At 50.7% G+C, this 21,403-nt stretch carries 21 protein-coding genes; 13 read left to right on the plus strand and 8 right to left on the minus strand.

The annotated features are described in order from the left end of the window. The first annotated feature begins 60 nt into the window (after window positions 1-60). The 4 genes from GA565_RS05565 (at window position 61) to rlmM (ending at window position 3,068) form a co-directional block, all read left to right on the plus strand. Complete coding sequence (locus tag GA565_RS05565; RefSeq protein WP_055773023.1) at window positions 61-282, plus strand: YgdI/YgdR family lipoprotein; 222 nt, start codon at window positions 61-63, stop codon at window positions 280-282. 333 nt (window positions 283-615) lie between these two features. After that, on the plus strand, window positions 616-1,542 hold the full coding sequence (locus GA565_RS05570; protein WP_055773026.1) for a transcriptional regulator GcvA: 927 nt from the start codon (window positions 616-618) through the stop codon (window positions 1,540-1,542). 31 nt (window positions 1,543-1,573) lie between these two features. Continuing rightward, window positions 1,574-1,969: a DUF423 domain-containing protein gene (locus tag GA565_RS05575; protein ID WP_084983561.1), complete on the plus strand. Its 396-nt coding sequence runs from the start codon at window positions 1,574-1,576 to the stop codon at window positions 1,967-1,969. Continuing rightward, complete coding sequence (gene rlmM / locus GA565_RS05580) at window positions 1,962-3,068, plus strand: 23S rRNA (cytidine(2498)-2'-O)-methyltransferase RlmM (RefSeq protein ID WP_055773033.1); 1,107 nt, start codon at window positions 1,962-1,964, stop codon at window positions 3,066-3,068. Before GA565_RS05575 ends, rlmM begins: the two co-directional genes overlap by 8 nt. Before the next feature lie 84 nt (window positions 3,069-3,152). Here the strand turns inward: rlmM and xni are convergent, their stop codons facing one another. The 3 genes from xni to queF all read right to left on the minus strand — a co-directional run bounded on the left by xni (window position 3,153) and on the right by queF (window position 6,425). Next, on the minus strand, window positions 3,153-3,908 hold the full coding sequence (gene xni / locus GA565_RS05585; protein WP_152197676.1) for a flap endonuclease Xni: 756 nt from the start codon (window positions 3,906-3,908) through the stop codon (window positions 3,153-3,155). A 179-nt stretch (window positions 3,909-4,087) separates the two neighbouring features. Continuing rightward, window positions 4,088-5,452 (minus strand): nucleotide 5'-monophosphate nucleosidase PpnN, encoded by a 1,365-nt coding sequence (gene ppnN, locus GA565_RS05590; protein WP_152197677.1) that lies wholly within the window; start codon window positions 5,450-5,452, stop codon window positions 4,088-4,090. Between the two features lie 127 nt (window positions 5,453-5,579). Continuing rightward, a complete protein-coding gene (gene queF / locus GA565_RS05595; RefSeq protein WP_152197678.1) occupies window positions 5,580-6,425 on the minus strand; it encodes an NADPH-dependent 7-cyano-7-deazaguanine reductase QueF in 846 nt (281 codons plus the stop codon). 92 nt (window positions 6,426-6,517) lie between these two features. Between queF and syd the strand changes: the two genes are divergently transcribed. Further along, entirely contained in the window at window positions 6,518-7,069 is a 552-nt protein-coding gene (gene syd / locus GA565_RS05600) for a SecY-interacting protein (RefSeq protein ID WP_152201327.1), read from the plus strand. Window positions 7,070-7,757: 688 nt separating this feature from the next. On the opposite strand, the gene GA565_RS05605 is transcribed toward syd, so the two are convergent. Further along, window positions 7,758-9,005: an MFS transporter gene (locus GA565_RS05605; protein WP_152197679.1), complete on the minus strand. Its 1,248-nt coding sequence runs from the start codon at window positions 9,003-9,005 to the stop codon at window positions 7,758-7,760. Between the two features lie 224 nt (window positions 9,006-9,229). Between GA565_RS05605 and GA565_RS05610 the strand changes: the two genes are divergently transcribed. From GA565_RS05610 to GA565_RS05620, 3 genes are read left to right on the plus strand one after another with little or no spacing between them, the layout of a single operon-like run. After that, a complete protein-coding gene (locus GA565_RS05610; protein ID WP_055773047.1) occupies window positions 9,230-9,544 on the plus strand; it encodes a YqcC family protein in 315 nt (104 codons plus the stop codon). Between the two features lies 1 nt (window position 9,545). Beyond that, window positions 9,546-10,316: a tRNA pseudouridine(65) synthase TruC gene (truC, locus tag GA565_RS05615; protein WP_152197680.1), complete on the plus strand. Its 771-nt coding sequence runs from the start codon at window positions 9,546-9,548 to the stop codon at window positions 10,314-10,316. A gap of 32 nt (window positions 10,317-10,348) precedes the next feature. Continuing rightward, window positions 10,349-10,801 carry a flavodoxin gene (locus GA565_RS05620; RefSeq protein ID WP_152197681.1) on the plus strand — a complete coding sequence of 151 codons (453 nt, stop codon included), beginning with the start codon at window positions 10,349-10,351 and terminating at the stop codon, window positions 10,799-10,801. Window positions 10,802-10,924: 123 nt separating this feature from the next. Here the strand turns inward: GA565_RS05620 and GA565_RS05625 are convergent, their stop codons facing one another. The 4 genes from GA565_RS05625 to map form a co-directional block, all read right to left on the minus strand. Further along, a complete protein-coding gene (locus GA565_RS05625; protein WP_055773057.1) occupies window positions 10,925-11,314 on the minus strand; it encodes a DUF3461 family protein in 390 nt (129 codons plus the stop codon). Between the two features lie 99 nt (window positions 11,315-11,413). Beyond that, window positions 11,414-12,235, minus strand: a complete 822-nt coding sequence (gene dapD, locus GA565_RS05630; protein ID WP_152197682.1) for a 2,3,4,5-tetrahydropyridine-2,6-dicarboxylate N-succinyltransferase — start codon at window positions 12,233-12,235, stop codon at window positions 11,414-11,416. Between the two features lie 57 nt (window positions 12,236-12,292). Further along, a complete protein-coding gene (gene glnD / locus GA565_RS05635) occupies window positions 12,293-14,989 on the minus strand; it encodes a bifunctional uridylyltransferase/uridylyl-removing protein GlnD (RefSeq protein WP_152197683.1) in 2,697 nt (898 codons plus the stop codon). 109 nt (window positions 14,990-15,098) lie between these two features. Then, on the minus strand, window positions 15,099-15,905 hold the full coding sequence (map, locus tag GA565_RS05640; protein WP_152197684.1) for a type I methionyl aminopeptidase: 807 nt from the start codon (window positions 15,903-15,905) through the stop codon (window positions 15,099-15,101). A gap of 429 nt (window positions 15,906-16,334) precedes the next feature. Here map and rpsB point away from each other — a divergent pair, with 429 nt between their 5' ends. The 5 genes from rpsB (at window position 16,335) to ispC (ending at window position 21,186) form a co-directional block, all read left to right on the plus strand. After that, window positions 16,335-17,060 carry a 30S ribosomal protein S2 gene (rpsB, locus tag GA565_RS05645; RefSeq protein ID WP_009638348.1) on the plus strand — a complete coding sequence of 242 codons (726 nt, stop codon included), beginning with the start codon at window positions 16,335-16,337 and terminating at the stop codon, window positions 17,058-17,060. 272 nt (window positions 17,061-17,332) lie between these two features. Then, window positions 17,333-18,184, plus strand: a complete 852-nt coding sequence (tsf, locus tag GA565_RS05650) for a translation elongation factor Ts (RefSeq protein ID WP_152197685.1) — start codon at window positions 17,333-17,335, stop codon at window positions 18,182-18,184. Between the two features lie 190 nt (window positions 18,185-18,374). Continuing rightward, window positions 18,375-19,106: a UMP kinase gene (pyrH, locus tag GA565_RS05655; protein ID WP_055773072.1), complete on the plus strand. Its 732-nt coding sequence runs from the start codon at window positions 18,375-18,377 to the stop codon at window positions 19,104-19,106. 91 nt (window positions 19,107-19,197) lie between these two features. After that, entirely contained in the window at window positions 19,198-19,755 is a 558-nt protein-coding gene (frr, locus tag GA565_RS05660) for a ribosome recycling factor (protein ID WP_055773073.1), read from the plus strand. Between the two features lie 234 nt (window positions 19,756-19,989). Next, the gene (ispC, locus tag GA565_RS05665) at window positions 19,990-21,186 is read left to right on the plus strand and encodes a 1-deoxy-D-xylulose-5-phosphate reductoisomerase (protein WP_152197686.1); all 1,197 of its coding nucleotides are present in this window, start codon (window positions 19,990-19,992) and stop codon (window positions 21,184-21,186) included. The last annotated feature ends 217 nt before the right edge of the window (window positions 21,187-21,403 follow it).

Here is a 21,403-nt window from a genome sequence, read left to right on the forward strand (position 1 = left end):
TCGAATTTTAGCGCGATATTTGCACTAAAATTCAAGTGTTTTAATCTACAGGAGTTAATTATGAAGAAGATCTTCGCCGTAGTTTCAGCTGTTTTACTTGCCGGTACCCTGGCTGCTTGTTCGAGCAACTATGTGATGCACACCAACGACGGTCGCACTATCGTCGCCGAGGGTAAACCAAGCACAGACAGTGACACCGGTATGATCAGCTACAAAGATGCCTATGGTAACAAACAGCAGATTAATAAGTCAGAAGTAAAAGAGATGGCTGAAGGGAATTAATTCCGCAGGCAAAAAAAAGCACCGCAAATTGCGGTGCTAAAAAATCACTTTGGACAGACAGGGTAATGTACAGGAAGTGAAAATTTGTAGCATTTAAGCTACTGGTCTGGATTGCCAGACAATACAAACACAACATCACAACCACAAGCCAAAAGCCTCTCGGCATCCTCATACCAATCAACTTTTCGTTCCGGCTACTGGAAGTTGCGCAACTATAGGTTTTTGCCTGTACATCCTCAATGGACAATTTATAATGTCTCGGATTAAAAAAACTAATAACTAAAATAGCGCACTGGCCTTTGGCTCGTAGCTTGAATGAGAAGTATCCATTTCATGTCAAAACGTTTACCCCCACTGAACTCTTTGCGTGTGTTTGACGCAGCGGCCCGGCACCTGAGTTTTACCAAGGCAGCCGAAGAACTGTTTGTCACACAGGCGGCAGTAAGCCACCAGATCAAGTCACTTGAGGACTTTTTGGGCTTAAAACTGTTCCGTAGACGCAATCGCTCTCTGCTGCTGACCGAAGAAGGGCAGAGCTATTATCTGGATATTAAAGAAATATTTTCGTCACTGAACGAGGCAACGCGCAAGCTTCAGGCGCGCAGTGCCAAGGGCGCATTGACTGTAAGTTTGCCGCCGAGCTTCGCCATTCAATGGTTGGTGCCGCGTTTGGCTGGCTTTAACTCAGCTTATCCGGGGATAGACGTTCGCATCCAGGCTGTTGATCGCGATGAGGACAAATTATCGGACGATGTTGACGTAGCTATTTTTCACGGGCGCGGCAACTGGCCAGGACTACGCACCGAGCGCCTTTACGCCGAATATTTACTGCCCGTTTGCGCACCCTCGCTGTTAATGGGCGATAATGCGCTGAAAACGCCAGAAGATCTGGCGAAACACACTTTATTGCACGATGCGTCACGCCGCGACTGGCTGGCCTACACCAAGCAGCTGGGTCTGCAACATATTAACGTCCAGCAGGGGCCAATATTTAGCCACAGTGCGATGGTGGTACAGGCGGCCGTTCACGGGCAGGGCGTTGCGCTAGCCAACAACGTGATGGCGCAAACCGAGATTGAAGCCGGGCGTCTGGTTTGTCCGTTTAATGAAGTTTTAATCAGTAAAAACGCTTTTTATCTTGTTTGTCATGACAGTCAGGCAGAACTGGGTAAAATAGCCGCCTTTCGTCAGTGGATCCTGGCGCGTGCCGCCAGCGAGCAAGAAAAGCTGCGCTTTCGTTACGATCAGCCCCAAACGTAAATCCAAAAGATTTCAAAGGATAACAACTACTATGACCAGTCGTGCAATGTTGATTTTTGCCGCTATCAGCGGCTTTATCTACGTAGCCTTTGGCGCCTTCGGTGCGCACGTGTTAAGTCAATCTCTGGGTTCGGCCGAAATGGCCTGGATTCAGACCGGATTAAACTACCAGAGCGTTCATACTCTGGCGATTCTGGCGCTGGGCGTTGCCATGCAACATCGCAGCAGCTTTTGGTTTTACTGGAGCAGCGCCTGTCTTGCTCTGGGGACGGTATTGTTTAGCGGCAGCCTTTACTGTCTGGCGCTGTCAGGACTCAAATTATGGGTCTTTGTTACACCAATCGGCGGAACCTTCTTCCTGATTGGTTGGATATTGATGTTAGTCGGCGCGCTGCGTCTGGGACAAAAGGCACAACGCCATGAATAACAAACTTGCACTCTACTGCCGATCTGGCTTTGAAAAAGAATGTGCGGCTGAAATCACCGCCAAAGCGGCTGAGAGAGAAATCTTCGGTTTTGCCCGCGTGAAAGAAGGCAGCGGCTATGTATTATTTGAGTGTTATCAAACGGAAGACGCCGACAAACTGGCAAAAGATCTGCCTTTCCGCGAGCTAATTTTTGCCCGTCAAATGCTGGTGGTCGGCGAGTTACTAAAAGACTTGCCACCGGAAGACCGCGTGACGCCTATCGTGGGCATGCTGCAGGGGGTCGTCACCAACGGCGGCGAGCTTCGCGTTGAGGTTCCTGATACCAACGAAAGCAAAGAATTGACCAAGTTCTGTCGCAAACTGACGGTACCGCTGCGCTCTGCCATGCGCGAACAGCGCGTCTTGGGCAAAAAAGAGAACGCCCTGCGTCCCGTTGTGCATGTGTTCTTTATTGCGCCTGGCTGTTGTTATGTGGGCTATTCCTACAGCAACAACAACTCGCCGTTTTATATGGGCATCCCGCGTCTCAAGTTCCCATCAGATGCGCCAAGCCGTTCAACGCTGAAGCTTGAAGAAGCCTTTCACGTCTTTATTCCCGCCGACGAGTGGGAGGAGCGATTGGCCAGCGGCATGCACGCGGTAGACTTGGGCGCTTGTCCTGGCGGATGGACTTACCAACTGGTGCAGCGCAGCATGATGGTTGACGCTATCGACAACGGCCCAATGGCGCCAAGCCTGATGATGACTGGGCAGGTCACGCACCATCGTGAAGATGGTTTTAAATACAAACCGACTCGTAGCAACATCTACTGGTTAGTGTGCGATATGGTTGAGGTACCTGCCAAGGTTTCAGCTCTGATGGGCGACTGGTTGGTTAACGGCTGGTGCCGCGAGACCATTTTCAACCTCAAGCTGCCAATGAAAAAGCGCTATGAAGAAGTGACCCAAATCCTTCAACACATGAAAGATCGCCTGGCCGAGAATGATATTAATGCGGAAATCTTCGCCAAGCAGCTTTACCATGACCGCGAAGAGGTTACCGTTCACGTGCGCCGTTTCTGGCCTGTGGTGCCGGGTAGAAGAGATGAAAGATACTAAATTCTTATCGTTATTGACGCAGTAGCGGTGTTGGCAACCGCGTCAATAGCCTAAAGAATTGCTGGTGGTCATTGAACTTACGGCTCAGTTTTTGAGCCGTAACTCCTGCAAATTCCCCTTCAAGATAATATCCGTTTGCAGCGTCGATACTCGGCGGCAGGCGAACGCCAATTCCTGATGTTCTCGCAGTTTTTTCTGCCATTTATCTGGCACTTCATCTATATGCTGGTACAGCGCTTCGAGGGTCGGATACTGGCTCAGCAGCGTGACGGCCGCCTTAGGTCCGATTCCCGCGACGCCCGGAATTTTGCTGCTGCTTATCCCTGCAAGTCCCCAATAGTCGGTGAGCTGACTCGGCAGTACGCCAAAACTTGACTGCACAAACGGCATATCTAGCCAGCGTTTCTGAAAATAATCCCGAATCTGCACCTCAGGTGCCAGCAGTTGGCAATAGCCTTTATCGGTGGAGACAATGGTTACCTGATGACCGGCCGATGTGACTTTTGCCGTCAGCGTTGCCGCCAAATCGTCAGCCTCCTGACCCGCTGAATGCCAGCAGGCAATGCCGAGGCTTTCGAAACCGGCTTTAACGGCAGGCATCTCGGTAAACAGGTTGTCTGGCATGGGCGAGCGACCAGCCTTATAGTCCGGCAGGCACTGATGACGCCAGCTGTCGTGGCGATCATCTTCATCAAACACTGCCACTGCGTGGGTCGGCTGAGTGTGTTGAATCAGCTGATTGACGGCGTTCTGGCAGGCGACAACGCAGGGAGAGCCCTGTACCGCATGAATACGACGAATTAAATTCAGCGCATCTATGATTAGTAAGTGAATTTTCATCTGATGAGGGTATCAGTAATTGAGGGAGATGGCACCGTACAGCTCTCATTTCACGGCTTTGCAGTCTTAAATTGCGAGGAGTCGCCCAGCAGCTTACAGTAAATTGCTCGCTGTTTCCTCACGCTGACCCTCCCGGATAGTCCGAGAGGGTCAGGATGTGAAATCAACGAGCACCTTTATCAGGAACAAATCTCATAGCAAGGAATGTAGGCCGTGCCCGGAAGTTTCATACGGTGCTGGGCTACAAATCCTTGCAACAGGTTGTCCATTTTTTTCATCAGCTGCGGATCGCCGTGAAGTTTGAAGCGCCCGTGCTTCTCGATGGCGCGGATCCCGCCCTCTTTGACGTTACCTGCGACAATACCCGAAAATGCTCTGCGCAGCGCGGCGGCAAGCTGTTCCGGCGGCTGGTTGAGATGTAGGTTGAGGTTGGCCATTTTTTCGTGACTAGGTTCAAATGGCAGTTGCAGGTCGGGTGCAATGCGAATAGACCAGTTAAAACTGTAGGCATCTCCACTGTTACGACGGTTTTCTTTAACCAAAGGCATCGCACGTTTCAGCTGGCGTGCAACTTCAGTCGGGTCATCAATAATAATGGTGTAATGCTTTTGCGCCTCATCACCCAGCGTTTCACGAATAAAGGCATCGAGCACGGTAAAGTAGTCGGCGCTCTCCTTCGGACCGGTCAGGATCAACGGCAGTACTTGGTCACTGTTTGCTGGGTCCATTAAAATACCCAGTAAATACAACAGCTCCTCTGCGGTACCTACACCACCCGGGAAAATGACAATCCCGTGTGCGATGCGTACGAAAGCCTCAAGGCGCTTCTCGATATCCGGCATGATAACCAGTTCGTTAACCAGTGGATTAGGCGGCTCGGCGGCAATAATCGAAGGCTCGGTCATGCCGATAAAACGGCTGTTTTTATAACGCTGCTGGGCATGACCCACGGAGGCCCCTTTCATCGGTGCTTCCATCGCACCCGGACCACAGCCAGTACAGATATTCAATTCGCGCAGTCCAAGCTGCGTCCCTACGCTGCGAGCATACTGGTATTCAATTTCATTAATTGAGTGTCCACCCCAGCAAACAACCATGTTCGGATCTTCATCCAGATGCAGGGTGCGGGCGTTGCGCAGGATAGAAAATACCTGGTTGGTCAATTGAACCGAATTTTCAGGATTCGAATCCTGAAGGCGGCCTGCGCTGCTGAGCTGAGCATTGACGAATACGATGTCGCGCAGAACGGCAAACAGATTTGCCTGCAGTGCGCGAATAATTCTCCCATCTACAAACGCCTCTTCCGGCGGGTTCACCAGTTCAAGTTTTACGCCACGCTCACGACGTAATACGTTGATGTCAAAGCTTTCATAACGATCTAGCAGTTCTTTGCTGCTGTCAGTTTGGCTGCCGCTGTTGAGCACCGCCAGAGAACAATTGCGAAAGAGTCGATAGAGGTCACTGCTCGCCGTACGTTTGAGCAGGTCGACTTCCAATTGAGACAACAAATCCATTGCGCCAAGTGGGCTGATATGTGTAATCAAAATTGCTCCTTATTAACGCCGCGTTAATGATGTTTTGCGTGCTTGTTATTCTTTAACAGTAAACCTGTCCATAGGCTTTTACCATTGATCTCCGACTGTTAGCTCAGTTCTTGAGCAATGCAGGGCGTTATTGTCTGGCCAGTCGCGCGGTGGTTGGCTCAAACAAGAAATTTGCACGCCATGGGTTGATGTCGAGACCGCCGCGACGGGTGTAACGGGCATAGACGGCAAGGCGCGTGGGCTGGCAAAAATGTAGAATATCGTTAAAAATACGCTCGACGCACTGCTCGTGAAACTCATTATGATTACGGAACGACACCAGATAGCGCAGCAGTGCTTCTCTGTCGATTGCGGGCCCACGATACTGGATTTGTACTGAACCCCAGTCAGGTTGGTGCGTAATCAAACAGTTTGATTTGAGCAGATGGCTCACCAGCGTCTCATCCACAATTTTATTGCTGGTTGAATTAAGCAGATAATCAGTGCTGAATGCATAGTCAGTGATTTCAATATCCTGCGCGTCGATACATACGCCAGCAAAACGGCCAATTGGACTGCTTTCTAACTCATGCAGCGGCTGCAGGCTAACAATTACGCTGCCGTTTGCGCAGGCGGCCAAGTCGGTTTCAAGTGTCTGCTTGACGCTGTTCCAGCTATCGAATTTTGTCTGGTTAAAGCTGTTAAGATAAAGTTTGAAACTCTTGGACTCGATAAGGTTAATGCTGTCGGCCTGCAGGCTTATTTCACCTACCGCAACCTGCGGCAATCCTTTGGCATTGAGCCATGAAATTTCGTACATCGTCCAGATATCGGCACCGTGAAAGGGCAGAGAGTCAGGATACAGCCCCAGTGGCTCACGGTTCATACTGCGCGGAACGGCCTGCAGCAGAGAAGCATCGTATTGGTCGCGGTAGGATGTGGCTTTACCGAGTGTCAGTTGAGAAAGAGCGGGGTTATCCTGATACGAGGACATGCTGTCACCTTGATAAGAGATTGGTACAATACAAAACAAATTGCGTATCCCGCTAGTTTAACGCACAGCTGGCCTTGAAGATGAGAAAAAATATGCACCATGACGTTTCCGATGCCCTGCGGGGTTTTACTCAGCGCTATGTCGACCTGTGGAAGCAGGAAACCACTAACCCACCCGCCAGTGAAGATCTCTTTGGCATTGCGTCTCCCTGCGCGGTAAGAAGCAGCGACAGTGAGGTTTTTTGGCTGCCACAGCCGTTTGTTCCGACTTTTGAATTGAGCAATGTTGAACGTGCTCTCGACTTGCAGCTGCGTCCCGAGGCGCACGCGTTTTATACCACACAGTTTGCCGGTGACATGACAGCGCGTTACCTTGACCACACATTTTCGCTGGTACAGGTTTGGAGCGAAGATGACTTCATCCGCTTGCAGGAGAATCTAATTGGCCATTTGCTTACGCAAAAGCGCCTTAAACTGTCCCCTACCGTTTTTCTGGCGACGACTGAGTCTGAACTGATGCTCATTTCTTTGTGTAATATCAGCGGTGAAGTGGTGTTGGAACAGTTCGGCAGTAAAAAGCGAACTATCCTCTCGTCTTCGTTGTCTGAATTCATTACAATGCTCGCCCCGCGATATCCCAACTAACTTCAGGGGAAATTGGCTCACATTGTTGGCTCACATTCGTGTGAGAGATCTCTCACAAACGCTGTAAGACATCTCCTATATTTACTGCTAATAATTTCCCCTGTAATTATCAAAACCAAATTATTTCAATTAGATAGTTTAGTAACCCCCATGCCAACTAGGTGTATCGGTACGATTAGTTTTTCGTACTAGTCTTGCTTCAAAGTCCTAAATCGACGATTCTAGTCGTGCAGAAGGGAAGCATGAAACTGAACATTAGGATGATGGCGGTTTCATTAAGTAGGGGAAGACTCAGGATGAGTCAGGACAGCATCGGAGCATGCTAGGATGTTTCAGGACGAAACAAGGGACACCTCCAGGACGGAGATTGAGAGCCAAAACATGGAGTTTGGTGGGTCAGGAAGACTAAAGGACAAACGTCAGGATGACCAGGATGATACGTCAGGAAGAAAGTGGGACGAAGCAAAGGACGGCTGGTTAGGATAACCGCAGGACAAGTTTTCAAGGAACGAGCAGGGAGCACACAGGTAGCTGGATTGCTATAAACGAACTGGGGGTACTGTGAAAACAGTACCCCCAACTTTTTGTTACTATTCTGAAAACTGCCACATACGGCCAACAGTGCCTTTATATGTAACAATTTTTGCCCCTCAGTGAATACTCAATCAATAAATATCCGCTCTTTTTATTAGCCTATAGCCCCCAGACTGTCTTCTGCCTTGCTTTGCGTTTTAGGCAATAAGAACAGCGTTGCGTAAATATCCAGTAAATAAATGGCTGCCAGCAGACTAATTGCCGCCGTGAAGGCGATTTGTGAAGCAAGCAGTCCTATCACCAGTGGCCCAAAACCGCCCACCCCGCGTCCCAGATTAAACAACACGTTCTGCGCTGTTGCCCTTACGTTAACGGGATAGCTGTCGGAAATCAGCCCGCCGTAGCCGCCAATCATGCCGTTCACAAACATGCCCATTACCGCACCGGCAAATAGCATCGTCATGGGGTCTTTAAGTTGGGCGTAGCAGACAACCATCACTACTGCACCGACCTGATAGATAAGGAAAATCTTCCAGCGTGCGAAGCGATCGGAGAGTACTCCGAACAGCCAGATGCCAAAGGTCATACCGACCACTGTCACCGCGGTCCACATTCCTGATTTAGTCAGCGAGAAACCAAAGTTTTTAGCCAGATAGCTGGGCATCCAAATCATCAGCCCGTAATAACCAAAGTTTTGTACCGAAGTCAAAATCAGGATACCCACGCTGCATTTGGTGGTTGCACGGTCTTTAAATAATAGGCGAATTCGAGTGAGCAGTGGCTCTTGCTGTTGTGCTGAAGACTGCTTAACAAACTCTTCGGGTTCGCCCATCGTTCTGCGGATCAGGAAAGAGGCGAGGGCGGGCAGCAGTCCGACTAAAAACATGCCTCGCCAGCCAATAGTGCCAAGCAGCAGCGGCGTCAGGAATGCGGCCATCAGCACCCCCAATTGCCAGCCCATGCCGACGTAGGCAGAAGCGCGGTTGCGTTTTTCGACCGGCCAGGCTTCGGCAATCAGTGCCATACCGATGCCGAATTCACCGCCAAGACCGACTCCCGCCAGCGTTCTGTAGGCCAGCAGGTCCCAGTATCCCTGTGCCAGGGCACACAGGCCGGTGAAAAGTGAGAACATTAAAATAGTGAAGGTCAGCACCCGAATTCGGCCAAAGCGGTCGCTGATTGGGCCAAATATCACGCCGCCCAACACGGCGCCGATAAGCGTCCAGGTGACCAGCGAGCCGCTCTGCGAGGCGGTGAGGCCGAGCTCTGAGGCAATGGCAGGTAACATGAATCCGAGAATGAGAAGGTCAAAGCCGTCCATTGCGTAGCCTGAAACGGAGGCCACCATTGCTTTGACCGGCGTGGCGTGTTTTTTTGAGTTTATTATTGAGTTCGCTGGCATCGTTAAAGTCAATTTATGTAAAGTGCGCCTATTTTGCCCGTAGCAGCGTCTCTGTACCAGTATGAAAAACTAATAGTTGATTGATGCAGACTATGCTTAAGGGTGCAAAAAAACGTTTTGTTGCGTGAGCAGAAGTTTGGGACGCTGCGGCTTCAATGCTATGATTCGTCCCAATTTCGGCGCGCTATCCACAACCCGCACGTGTTCAATACAGAGAGTTATTGATGAGTACAGAAAATCAGGTCCGCGAAATATTGCAGGATATTGAGCAAGTTATGCGTCAACTGTCTTTATGGCAACCTATGCCTCCAGAGCCAGAGGCTTTTGAGAGTAAAGAGCCTTTTGCCGTAGATACCATGTCGGCCGAGCAGTGGTTGCAGTGGGTTCTTATCCCACGTATGTACGCGTTATTGGCCGCAGAGGCGCCGTTGCCGACCCGTTTTGCCATCACGCCTTATTATGAAATGGCCCTTGCCGGACAGGAGCGTCTGCACAATGTACTGCAGCGTCTTGACGATTTGCTGAATATAGAAGACTGACATGCTGGAAATTTTGTATCAGGACGAGCATCTTGTCGCGGTGAACAAACCCGCCGGTATGTTGGTCCATCGCAGTTGGCTTGACCGGCATGAAACCGTTTTTGTGATGCAAACGCTGCGTGACCAGATTGGGCAGCACGTATTTACCGTGCACCGTCTGGATAAACCGACCTCTGGCGTGCTGCTGTTGGCGTTGTCGAGCGAGGTGGCGCGCTTGCTGTCGCAGCAGTTCGAAGATCATAAGATGACTAAGGTCTATCACGCGGTGGTTCGTGGCTTCGTGATGGAAGACGGCACCGTCGATTATGCCTTGACGGAAGAGCTCGACAAGATAGCCGATAAATTTTCAAATCCAGACAAAGCTCCACAGCCTGCGGTGAGTCATTATCGCGTCCTGGCGCGTCAGGAAATGCCGGTGGCCATTGGTCGCTACGAAACGGCCCGCTATAGTCTGGTTGAGCTTAAGCCTGAAACCGGCCGCAAACACCAGCTGCGTCGCCACATGACGCATCTGAGGCATCCGATTATCGGCGATACCGCCCACGGTGATTTAAAACAAAATCGCGGAATGGCGCAGCATTTTAACTGCCCGGGGCTGATGCTGCACGCCAGCCATATGCAGCTTCCTCATCCGGTGACCGGCGAGACGTTGTCAATTACTGCCCGCTGGGACAGCCGCTGGCAGAACGTGGTTGAGCGTTTCGAGTGGCAAGGGTGCGTGAGCGAGCTGGAAAGAGTTGAGTTTCCCGTGCAGGCGGGTCAGGATAGTTAACTTTTTTGGATTTTAGTAAGGGAGTAGGCAGCATGGCTGAGATTGGTATTTTCGTCGGTACGGTATACGGAAACGCATTGCTGGTGGCGGAAGAGGCAGAAACGCTGCTTAAGAAGCAGGGGCATCAGGTTAAAGTTTTTGAAGAAGGAACCCTTGAGGCCTGGCAATACTATCGCCATCATTTTGTGCTGATCGTCACCTCAACGACCGGTCAGGGCGACCTGCCTGACAGCATTGCTCCTTTGTACGATGCAATCCGCGACAAGGTTGGCTATCAGCCAGAACTGCGTTACGGCATTATCGCGCTGGGCGACAGCAGCTATGACTTCTTCTGCGGCGGCGGTCACAAGCTTGATGACCTGTTGCAGGAGCAGGGCGCTAATCGTTTGGGCGAGATGCTGGAAATCGATGCGATTGAACAGCCTGAGCCTGAGTTGGTGGCGCTTCCTTGGGTCGAGAAGTGGACCCAACATTTCGGTCAGTAAATTCATGACCCCAGTTTGACCATTCAGTTTTGAAAACTCGGTATTGATAAGAGTGACTGATAAAGAAAAGGTCAGAGCATGTAATGCCTGACCTTTTTCTATTTTTACCTGACAGACAATCTGTTAGCGACCGTTGGTCAGCTTTTCGAGATCGGATTCAATTTCGGCAATCTTGTTGGTTACCACAGACTCAAGGTGGCGCAGGTCATCGAGGATTTTACGCTTAAGATCGACTTCAACCTGTTCACGCTGGCAGATCTGGTCCAGCTCATCGATAACGTAGCGCAGATTTGGGCTAATTTCGTGGATCTCTTTATAGCCCTGTCCGGCATTGTCGGCTGCAATCGTTTTGCGCTGGCGTGGGTATTTGAATTTCACGCTTTTGGCAAAAAACTCGCCTTTATCTTTGCGAAAGTAGATCTTGAGAATGTCGTTGTTCGCCTCTTGACGGAGGCTGTAGCGATCTACGTCATCAGGATTATTAATACCCAAGCTTTTCAGGTTGTCAAACATAGCGGCACCTTTTGTGTTTACACGCGAAATTACTGTGACCGAAATAATTATGATGAACGCGACAATAAAAAAGCGGGTTGGCAAACCCGCTTATTCAGTTTAGTCGATAGAGCGTAATAACTCATTAAGACCGGTTTTGCCTAAGGTTTTGGCATCAACCTTTTTCACGATAACGGCGCAATACAGACTGTATTTACCGTCTTTAGAAGGCAAGTTGCCGGAAACAACCACAGAACCCGCCGGTACGCGACCGTAATGAACTTCGCCGGTTTCGCGGTCATAAATCTTGGTGCTCTGGCCAATGTAGACACCCATTGAAATCACGCAGCCGTCTTCAACGATAACACCTTCAACGATTTCAGAACGTGCGCCGATGAAGCAGTTGTCACCGATAATGGTTGGGTTGGCCTGCAGTGGCTCCAAAACACCACCAATGCCTACGCCGCCGGACAGATGAACGTTTTTACCGATCTGCGCGCAAGAACCTACGGTGGCCCAGGTATCAACCATGGTGCCTTCATCAACGTAAGCGCCGATGTTGACGTAGGAAGGCATCAGAACCACGTTACGTGCAATGAAAGAGCCTTTACGCACGGCCGCCGGTGGCACTACGCGGAAACCTTCACGCTTGAAGCGAGCTTCGTCGTAATCGGCAAATTTCATTGGAACTTTGTCGTAGAAGCGGTTTTCTGCCCCGTCCATAACTTCGTTATCGTTGATTCTGAAAGAGAGCAGTACCGCCTTCTTCAGCCACTGATGCGTAACCCATTCGCCGTCAATCTTCTCGGCAACGCGCAGCTCGCCGCTGTCGATTTTGTTGATAACCTGGTTAACCGCGTCGCGCGTTTCGCTGTCGACGTTGGCCGGAGTGATATCTGCACGGCGCTCGAAGGCCTGTTCAATGACGGTTTGCAATTCCATACTGTTCTCTTTATCTGATAGTGATGTTGAAAGTAAAATAGCCAAGCATTACTTGTATCATATTTTATCGAAGGGGTTGAGCACCTCAGTCAATCTATGCTCAATTTCCCGACGCGTTTGTTTATCTAATGCCCGACGTTCGCCGTTGGCAAGGATAAATAAATCCTCGACCCGCTCGCCGATAGTAGAGATGCGCGCGCCATGAAGCGACAGCCCGAGGTCGGCAAAAACTTCGCCGACGCGCGCCAGCAGGCCGGGTTGGTCCAGCGCGACCAGTTCCATATATGTTCTGCGATCGGTGTGGGTTGGCAGGAAACTGACCTCTGTTGGTACGCTGAAATTACGCAGCTTGGGTGAAGGTCGGCGCGCTCGGGGCGGCTGGTAGGCCTGCAGCATCGCCTGTTCAAGGGCAAAGCGCGTGGTTTCGTGTCGGTCTTGCGCCAGCGGATTACCGTCCGGCTCAAGCACGATAAAGGTGTCCATCGCCATGCCGTCGCGATTGGTAAAAATCTGCGCGTCATGGATGCTGAGATTGCGACGGTCAAGCTCACCGGCAACGGCGGCAAACAGATAGGGTTTGTCCGGACTCCAGATAAATATCTCGGTTCCGCCGCGCGTCGCCTGTCGGCTTACCAGCACCAGCGGCTTGGTTGAGTCGTGGTCAAGCAAGTGACGGGCGTGCCAGGCCAGCTGATTCGGGGTGTGGCGCAGGAAATAGTCAGAGCGGCAGCGGCTCCAGATACGGTGCAGTGCCTCTTCGTCAATATTGTCCATACGCAGCAGTGCCAACGCCTGTAGGCGGTGATGGCGTACTCTTTCGCGCAAATCAGGCGTATGTTGCGTACCGCGACGCAGCTGTTTCTCGGTCGCAAAATAGAGCTCACGTATCAGGCTCTGCTTCCAGCTATTCCACAGGGTTTCGTTGGTGGCGCAAATGTCGGCGACGGTCAGGCAAACCAAATAACGCAGGCGATTTTCAGTCTGCATTTCGGCGGCAAACTGCTGGATCTCGGTGGGATCCTGAATGTCTCGGCGCTGGGCGGTAACCGACATCAACAAGTGGCAGCGCACCAGCCACGAAACCAGCTGGCTTTCGTTGGAGTTCAGCCCGTGCAGTTCGGCAAATTCCTGCGCGTCGTGCGCACCCAGTATGGAGTGGTCGCCACCGCGGCCTTTAGCGATATCGTGGAACAGCGCCGCCATCAGCAGCAGCTCGGGCTGTGGCAGACGCGGGAAGAGATCCACACACAGTGGATGACGCGGACGGGTCTCTTCATCGGCAAAGCTTTCAAGCTTTTGCAACACGCGAACGGTGTGTTCATCAACGGTATAGGCGTGGAACAGGTCAAACTGCATCTGACCCACAATCAGTCCCCACTGCGGCATGTAGGCCCAAAGCACGCTGTGGCGGTGCATGGGAACCAGCGCCCGCGATACAGCGCCCGGATGGCGCAGTATCGCCATAAAAATTTCGCGCGCTTCTGGAATGGTGCAGAGCGGCGTTTTCAAATGCCGACGCGTACGGCGCAGCAAACGCACAGTGGTAGAGTAAATGCCTTTTATCTCACGATGACGCACCATCAGATAAAACATGCTGATAATGGCCTGCGGCTGGCGGTCAAACAGCGTCTCGTCACGCACGTCAATCAGGTCACCGCGCAGCTGGAAATTGTCGTCCAGCGGACGTGGTTTTTCATTAGGCCCAATCGCCAAAATCGCTTCATCAAACAGTTGCAACAGCATCTGGTTAAGCTCGCCAACGCGTCGCGTCATACGATAAAAGTCTTTCATCATTCGCTCAACCGGCTCATTTCCTTCACCTTGATACTGCAAAAGCTGGGCAACGTTGAGTTGACGGTCAAACAGCAGGCGGTTGTCGTAGCGGGTGAGGATCAGATGCAGGGCAAAGCGAATTCGCCACAGGAAGCTTTGACACTCGTTTATTTCATTGCGCTCGGCCTTGGTCAGAAAACCAAAACTGACCATCTCGTCAAGCGACGTTGCGCCAAAGTGGCGACGTGCCACCCACAGCAACGTGTGAATGTCACGCAGGCCGCCGGGGCTGCTTTTTATATCAGGCTCAAGATTATAGCTGGTGCCATGATAGCGCTGATGGCGTTCGTTTTGTTCGTCAATCTTGGCGCGGAAGAAGGTGGGGGAAGGCCAGAATCCGTCGCTAAAAATATGCTTTTGCATATTTAGGAACAGCGCCACGTCGCCGCAAATCAGGCGAGATTCAATAAGATTGGTGGCAACGGTCAAATCCGCCAATCCTTCGAGCAGGCACTCTTCCAGCGTACGCACACTGTGGCCCACTTCCAGTCTCAGGTCCCACAGCAGAGTAATCAGTTCACCGATGCGCTGCGCCTGCTGATCGTTGAGTCGTTTTTGACTCAGTACCAGCACGTCGATATCCGACAGCGGGTGCAATTCGCCACGGCCATAGCCACCCACGGCGACCATGGCAGTTTCAGGAATTTTATCGAAACCGAAGAAAATCCATAGCCGCTGGAGCATCTGATCAATGTAAAGCGAGCGGGCGGCGACTAATTCTTCAACGGGCTGTCCGCAGTTAAACGCCTCCGCCAGCCACAGCTGGAACTCTTCCATCCGCTGTTTGAGGGATTGGCGATTAAGTGCTTCATCGGGATAAGAAGACGGGGACGCGGGCTTGTCAGGAAACGTACGCGTTATCTCAACCGGCAGTGGCAGTGCCAGGTGAACAAGATTTTTAGACAAAAACGAATCAGACATAAGTGTGCAGCCTGTTTAGATGTAAATGACAAAATTGATAACAATGACATAACACTTCGAAAAAAAACCGGCGATATCTGCCGGCTTCTACTGCACTTCTTTTTACGGCTTAATTCGCTGCCGCAGATCCGTGCGTTAACACGCATGGTAACGTCTCGTCTTTGCGCAGGGTCATGATTTCACATCCGTTTTCAGTAACGACCAAGGTGTGTTCATACTGTGCTGATAGGCTGCGGTCTTTGGTTTTTACCGTCCAACCGTCTTTCATGGTGCGAATGCGGAAATCACCGGCGTTGACCATCGGCTCAATCGTAAAGGCCATGCCTGCCTGCAACACTACGCCGCCGTCATCGGCATCATAGTGCACCACTTGAGGCTCTTCGTGGAAACCTTCGCCGATGCCGTGTCCGCAGTATTCACGCACGACGGAGAATTTTTCGGCTTCAACAAACTGCTGAATCGCCTTGCCCAGCGTACGCAGGCGGATACCCGGTTTGACCAATTTCAGCGCGAGATACAGGCTTTCCTGGGTGACGCGACACAGGCGCTCGCCAAGGATGGTTGGCTTGCCGACCAAAAACATGGTGGAGGTATCGCCGTGGAAACCGTCTTTAATCACCGTCACGTCAATATTAACGATATCGCCGTCTTTCAGAATGCGTTCGTCGTCAGGAATGCCGTGGCAAACTACCTCGTTGATAGAGATACATACTGATTTCGGGAAACCGTGATAATCCAGACAGGCGGGAATCGCCTGCTGTTTGATGGTGATATGGTCGTGACAGATACGGTCAAGTTCACCGGTGCTGACCCCTGGTTTTACATAGGGTTCGATGATTTCCAGCACTTCTGCGGCCAAGCGTCCGGCTACGCGCATTTTTTCGATGTCTTGAGGTGTTTTGATTGAAATTGCCATGAAAGAATCCTGCTGGTGTCATGTTTTTGACGACCTTTATTTCTACAGCCTTTATTTATGCCTGCGGGTCGTCAATAATTAGCTAGGCCACATGGTATCAGCCCTGTTATGAGCTGCCAAATTATCATTCTTCCGCCGCGCTTTTGTTTAAGTTTAGTTGGTTTCTGGTCGATATTTATGGTATAAAGCGCGCCGGCAATCACTGTATTGTCTCTGTAAAAAGGCTCCGGTCTTGCGCAGATGGCAGAAAGTGAATAAGCCAATTACTCACTCATTTGTGTACTTATTCGTTTAATAAGTAATAACACACACGTATCGACACCTGCGCCGGGGTGCCCTGAAAACGCTGTCTTAGATGGCATTTTACGGGGTCGGTTGCACGGGATACGTGGAGGCATAACCCCAAACATTTACTATAGAGGTTTTATCATGGCAACTGTTTCCATGCGCGACATGCTCAAGGCCGGTGTACACTTCGGTCACCAGACCCGTTACTGGAACCCGAAAATGAAGCCATTCATCTTCGGCGCTCGTAACAAGGTTCACATCATCAACCTTGAGAAAACTGTACCAATGTTCAACGAAGCCCTGGCTGAGTTGACCAAGATCTCTTCCCGTAAAGGTAAGATCCTGTTCGTTGGTACCAAACGCGCAGCAAGCGAAGCGGTAAAAGACGCTGCACACAACTGCGACCAGTTCTTCGTGAACCATCGCTGGTTGGGCGGCATGCTGACTAACTGGAAAACCGTTCGTCAGTCCATCAAACGTCTGAAAGATCTGGAAATCCAATCACAAGACGGCACTTTCGAAAAGCTGACCAAAAAAGAAGCTCTGATGCGTACTCGCGAGCTTGCGAAGCTGGAAAATAGCCTGGGCGGTATCAAGGATATGGGTGGTCTTCCTGATGCACTGTTTGTTGTCGATGCCGACCACGAACACATTGCAATCAAAGAAGCTAACAACCTGGGTATCCCGGTATTCGCTATTGTTGATACCAACTCCGATCCGGATGGCGTTGACTTCGTTATCCCTGGTAACGATGACGCAATCCGTGCAGTGAATCTGTACCTGAGCGCCGTTGCTGCCACTGTTCGTGAAGGCCGTTCACAAGACTTGGCTGTTCAGGCAGAAGAAAGCTTCGTAGAAGCTGAATAATAAGGACGGCTCCGATATACCCAATAGATTTCAAGGTGCAAGAAGGCGGCAACTGAACGAATCCCCCGGAATTTACATCAGTAAATGACTGGGGTGAGCGAGGGCAGCCAACGCACATGCAGATTGAAAGATGATGGGTATGCAGCCCTTATTAACCAGGTATTGAATATGTTGGTTAGGGGGCCTTAATTGGCCCCCTTTGCTTATCTTAAATGCGAGAAATATCTCAACGCAAAAATCCTTTTTGCACTGGGATAATCGAGGAAAAAACAATGGCTGATATTACCGCTGCCCTGGTAAAAGAACTGCGCGAGCGTACCGGCGCTGGCATGATGGATTGTAAGAAAGCTCTGGTTGAAGCTAACGGCGACATCGAGCTGTCCATTGAAAATATGCGTAAATCTGGCGCGATCAAAGCCGCTAAGAAAGCAGGCAACGTAGCTGCTGACGGCGTGATCAAAACCAAAATCGAAGGCAACTATGGTCTGATTCTGGAAGTTAACTGCCAGACTGACTTCGTGGCTAAAGATGCTGGTTTCCAGGCATTTGCAGAGAAAGTGTTGGATGCTGCTTTTGCTGGCAAAATCACTGACATCGAAGTACTGAAAGCACAGTTCGAAGAAGAGCGCGTAGCTTTAGTTGCAAAAATCGGTGAAAACATCAACATTCGTCGTATCGCTTCTTTGGAAGGCGACGTGTTGGGTAGCTACCTGCACGGTGCTCGCATCGGTGTTCTGGTTGCTGCTAAAGGCGCTGACGATGAGCTGGTTAAACAAATTGCTATGCACGTTGCTGCAAGCAAGCCAGAATTCGTTAAGCCTGAAGACGTATCTGCTGAAGTGGTAGAAAAAGAGTATCAGGTTCAGCTGGACATCGCTATGCAGTCTGGCAAGCCTAAAGAAATCGCAGAGAAAATGGTTGAAGGCCGCATGAAGAAATTCACCGGTGAAGTTTCTCTGACAGGTCAGCCTTTCGTTATCGAACCAAGCAAAACTGTTGCTCAGGTTCTGAAAGAGCACAACGCTGACGTGACTGATTTCATCCGCTTTGAAGTGGGCGAAGGCATTCAGAAAGCTGAGACTGACTTTGCTGCAGAAGTTGCTGCAATGAGCAAACAGTCTTAATGCTGGATTGATGTAAAAAACGGAACCGCTAAATTGGCGGTTCCGTTTTATCCAGCCTTGAACTATCCAAGGGTTCAACCCTCTAGCAGTTATGTCAGACAGCCGTTTATTGTCTGATAACATCACAGGATTTGTGATGCAAAAAAAACGACCATCCCATTACGACACATTGCTTCTTAGGACAGACACCATGGCTACCAATGCGAAACCCGTTTATCAGCGTATCCTGCTAAAACTCAGTGGCGAAGCCCTGCAGGGCAGTGAAGGTTTTGGTATCGATGCGAGCGTTTTGGATCGCATGGCACAGGAAGTTAAAGAGCTGGTTGAGTTGGGCATCCAGGTGGGTGTCGTGATTGGCGGCGGAAACTTGTTCCGCGGTGCCGGTCTTGCTCAGGCAGGAATGAACCGCGTCGTGGGCGACCACATGGGAATGCTGGCCACGGTAATGAATGGTCTGGCAATGCGTGATGCACTGCACCGTGCCTATGTGAATGCTCGCCTGATGTCTGCTATTCCGCTTAACGGCGTTTGCGACAACTACAGCTGGGCCGAAGCGATTAGCCTGCTGCGTAACAACCGTGTCGTAATTTTTGCAGCCGGTACCGGCAACCCATTCTTTACCACTGATTCTGCGGCCTGTTTGCGCGGGATCGAGATCGAAGCTGACGTGGTGCTCAAAGCGACTAAAGTGGACGGCGTCTTCTCTGCCGATCCGGTTAAACACCCGGATGCAACCATGTTCGATCACCTGACTTATACCGACGTGCTGGACAAAGAGTTGAAAGTGATGGACCTTGCCGCCTTTACGCTGGCTCGCGACCACAATCTGCCGATTCGCGTTTTCAACATGAACAAACCTGGCGCACTGCGCCGCGTGGTTATGGGCGAGAACGAAGGTACGCTGATTTCTAAAGCCGAGTAACCTGTCGTTGCCTAAGACGACCATTTTGAATATTCACGGACTATACTAAAATTATGGTCTGCCAAGTAACCCGTATCCAAAGGTTCGCAACGTGATAAATGACATCAGAAAAGATGCTGAAATTCGCATGGGTAAATGCGTTGAAGCATTCGAAAACAACATCAACAAAATCCGCACCGGCCGTGCACAACCGAGCATTCTCGATGGTATTCAGGTTGAATACTACGGTTCTAAAACTCCGCTGCGCCAGTTAGCAAACGTGGTAGTAGAAGATGCGCGTACTCTGGCGGTAACCGTGTTTGACCGTTCTATCAGCGCCGCGGTAGAAAAGGCCATCATGACATCAGACCTGGGCCTGAACCCAATGTCTGCCGGCAGCACTATCCGCGTGCCATTGCCTCCGTTGACTGAAGAACGTCGTAAAGACTTCATCAAGATCGTACGTGGCGAAGCAGAGCAGGGCCGTGTTTCCGTACGTAACGTACGTCGTGATGCGAACGATAAAGTTAAAGCTCTGCTGAAAGATAAAGAGATCAGTGAAGACGAAGATCGCCGCTCTCAGGAAGATATTCAGAAAATGACCGACGTGTTTATCAAGGCTGTTGATAAGGCACTGAGTGATAAAGAAGCAGAACTGCTGGATTTCTAATCTATTGCAGGCTGTTTCCAAAAGCGTCGCAAATGCGGCGCTTTATTTTTTTTAAAAAACATATCCCACAAAACTCCCATACTTAATTGTAAATTAAGTATTTATCAATAAAATGGGCAGCATCCCGTCGAAGTGAACCACAGTAATTGGTGCTTTAATCTGATAGACAAGCGGCCCAAGGCGTAACAGACTGTGTCACCTCCGATAATGACTTTCGCTATATTGAGTACCTTCATGAAGCAACTGACTATTCTTGGCTCAACCGGTTCTGTTGGCACCAGTACACTGTCCGTAGTGCGCGCTAACCCCGACGCCTTTGCCGTTCGTGCGCTGGTCGCCGGCACAAATATCAAGGTTATGGCCGAACAGTGCCTGGAGTTTTCTCCGCAATATGCCTCAATGGCTGATGAAACGTCTGCTTCGGAGCTGAGACGCATTCTTAAAGAGCAGGGCAGCAAGACTGAAGTCATGTCGGGCGTGAAGGCTGCCTGTGAGTTGGCGGCGCTGGACGACGTAGAGCAAGTTCTTTCTGCCATTGTGGGTGCCGCCGGGCTGTTGCCGACGCTTGCCGCAGTAAAAGCCGGTAAACGCATTCTGCTCGCCAACAAAGAGTCTCTGGTGACCTGTGGTCGCATCTTTATGGATGCGGTGCGTGAAAGCCACAGCCAGTTGTTACCTATCGACAGCGAACATAACGCCATTTTTCAGAGCCTGCCGGAAAATGTTCAGCAACAGCTTGGCTATGCGTCACTTGAAAAGAATGGCGTCTCGCGCATTATTCTCACCGGCTCCGGCGGTCCTTTCCGCGAACTGCCGTTTGACGCACTTTCGGCGGTGACGCCTGACCAGGCTTGTGCGCATCCTAACTGGTCAATGGGCCGTAAAATTTCCGTCGATTCCGCCACGATGATGAACAAAGGGCTGGAGTATATTGAGGCTCGCTGGTTGTTTAACGCGTCGGCAGAGCAAATGGAAGTCATTATTCATCCGCAGTCGATGATTCACTCGATGGTGAGATACGTTGACGGCAGCGTATTGGCACAGCTCGGGTCGCCCGATATGCGCACACCCATTGCGCATGCCATGGCCTATCCTCAGCGCGTTGCGGCGGGCGTAGAGCCGTTGGATTTTTGTAAGATGGGGGCGTTGACCTTCAGTGAGCCGGACTACAGTCGTTATCCGTGTCTGAAGCTGGCCATTGAAGCCAGCCGCACCGGACAAGCTGCAACCACCGCGCTTAACGCCGCCAACGAAATTTCCGTCGCCGCGTTTCTGGCCGGAAAAATTCGCTTTACCGATATTGCCGAACTCAATCGTCAGGTGATGGAAAAAACCTTGCCTGGTGAACCTCAATGCGTGGAGGCGGTTCTAGACATTGACCGCACCGCCAGAGAGAGAGCACTGTTGTTATTACAGTCATTTAGTCTGTAAAATTATACGTCAATGATTGAGGTCGTTTGTTCGAACAACGTTGAAATGATATAGTCTGCGCCTCCTGATAACGCATAATTGCGTTTAATGGCGTTACTTCTCATTTTTAAGTACGTTGGTAGTCCGGTTAGGCCGTGCCTGATAGGGTTCACGGCTTTTTTACGCGCACGCTTCATCATGCACGCGAATGCAAAAGTACCCGATGACGTCGTAAATT

It is taken from the genome of Rouxiella sp. S1S-2 (assembly GCF_009208105.1).
GTDB lineage: Bacteria > Pseudomonadota > Gammaproteobacteria > Enterobacterales > Enterobacteriaceae > Rouxiella.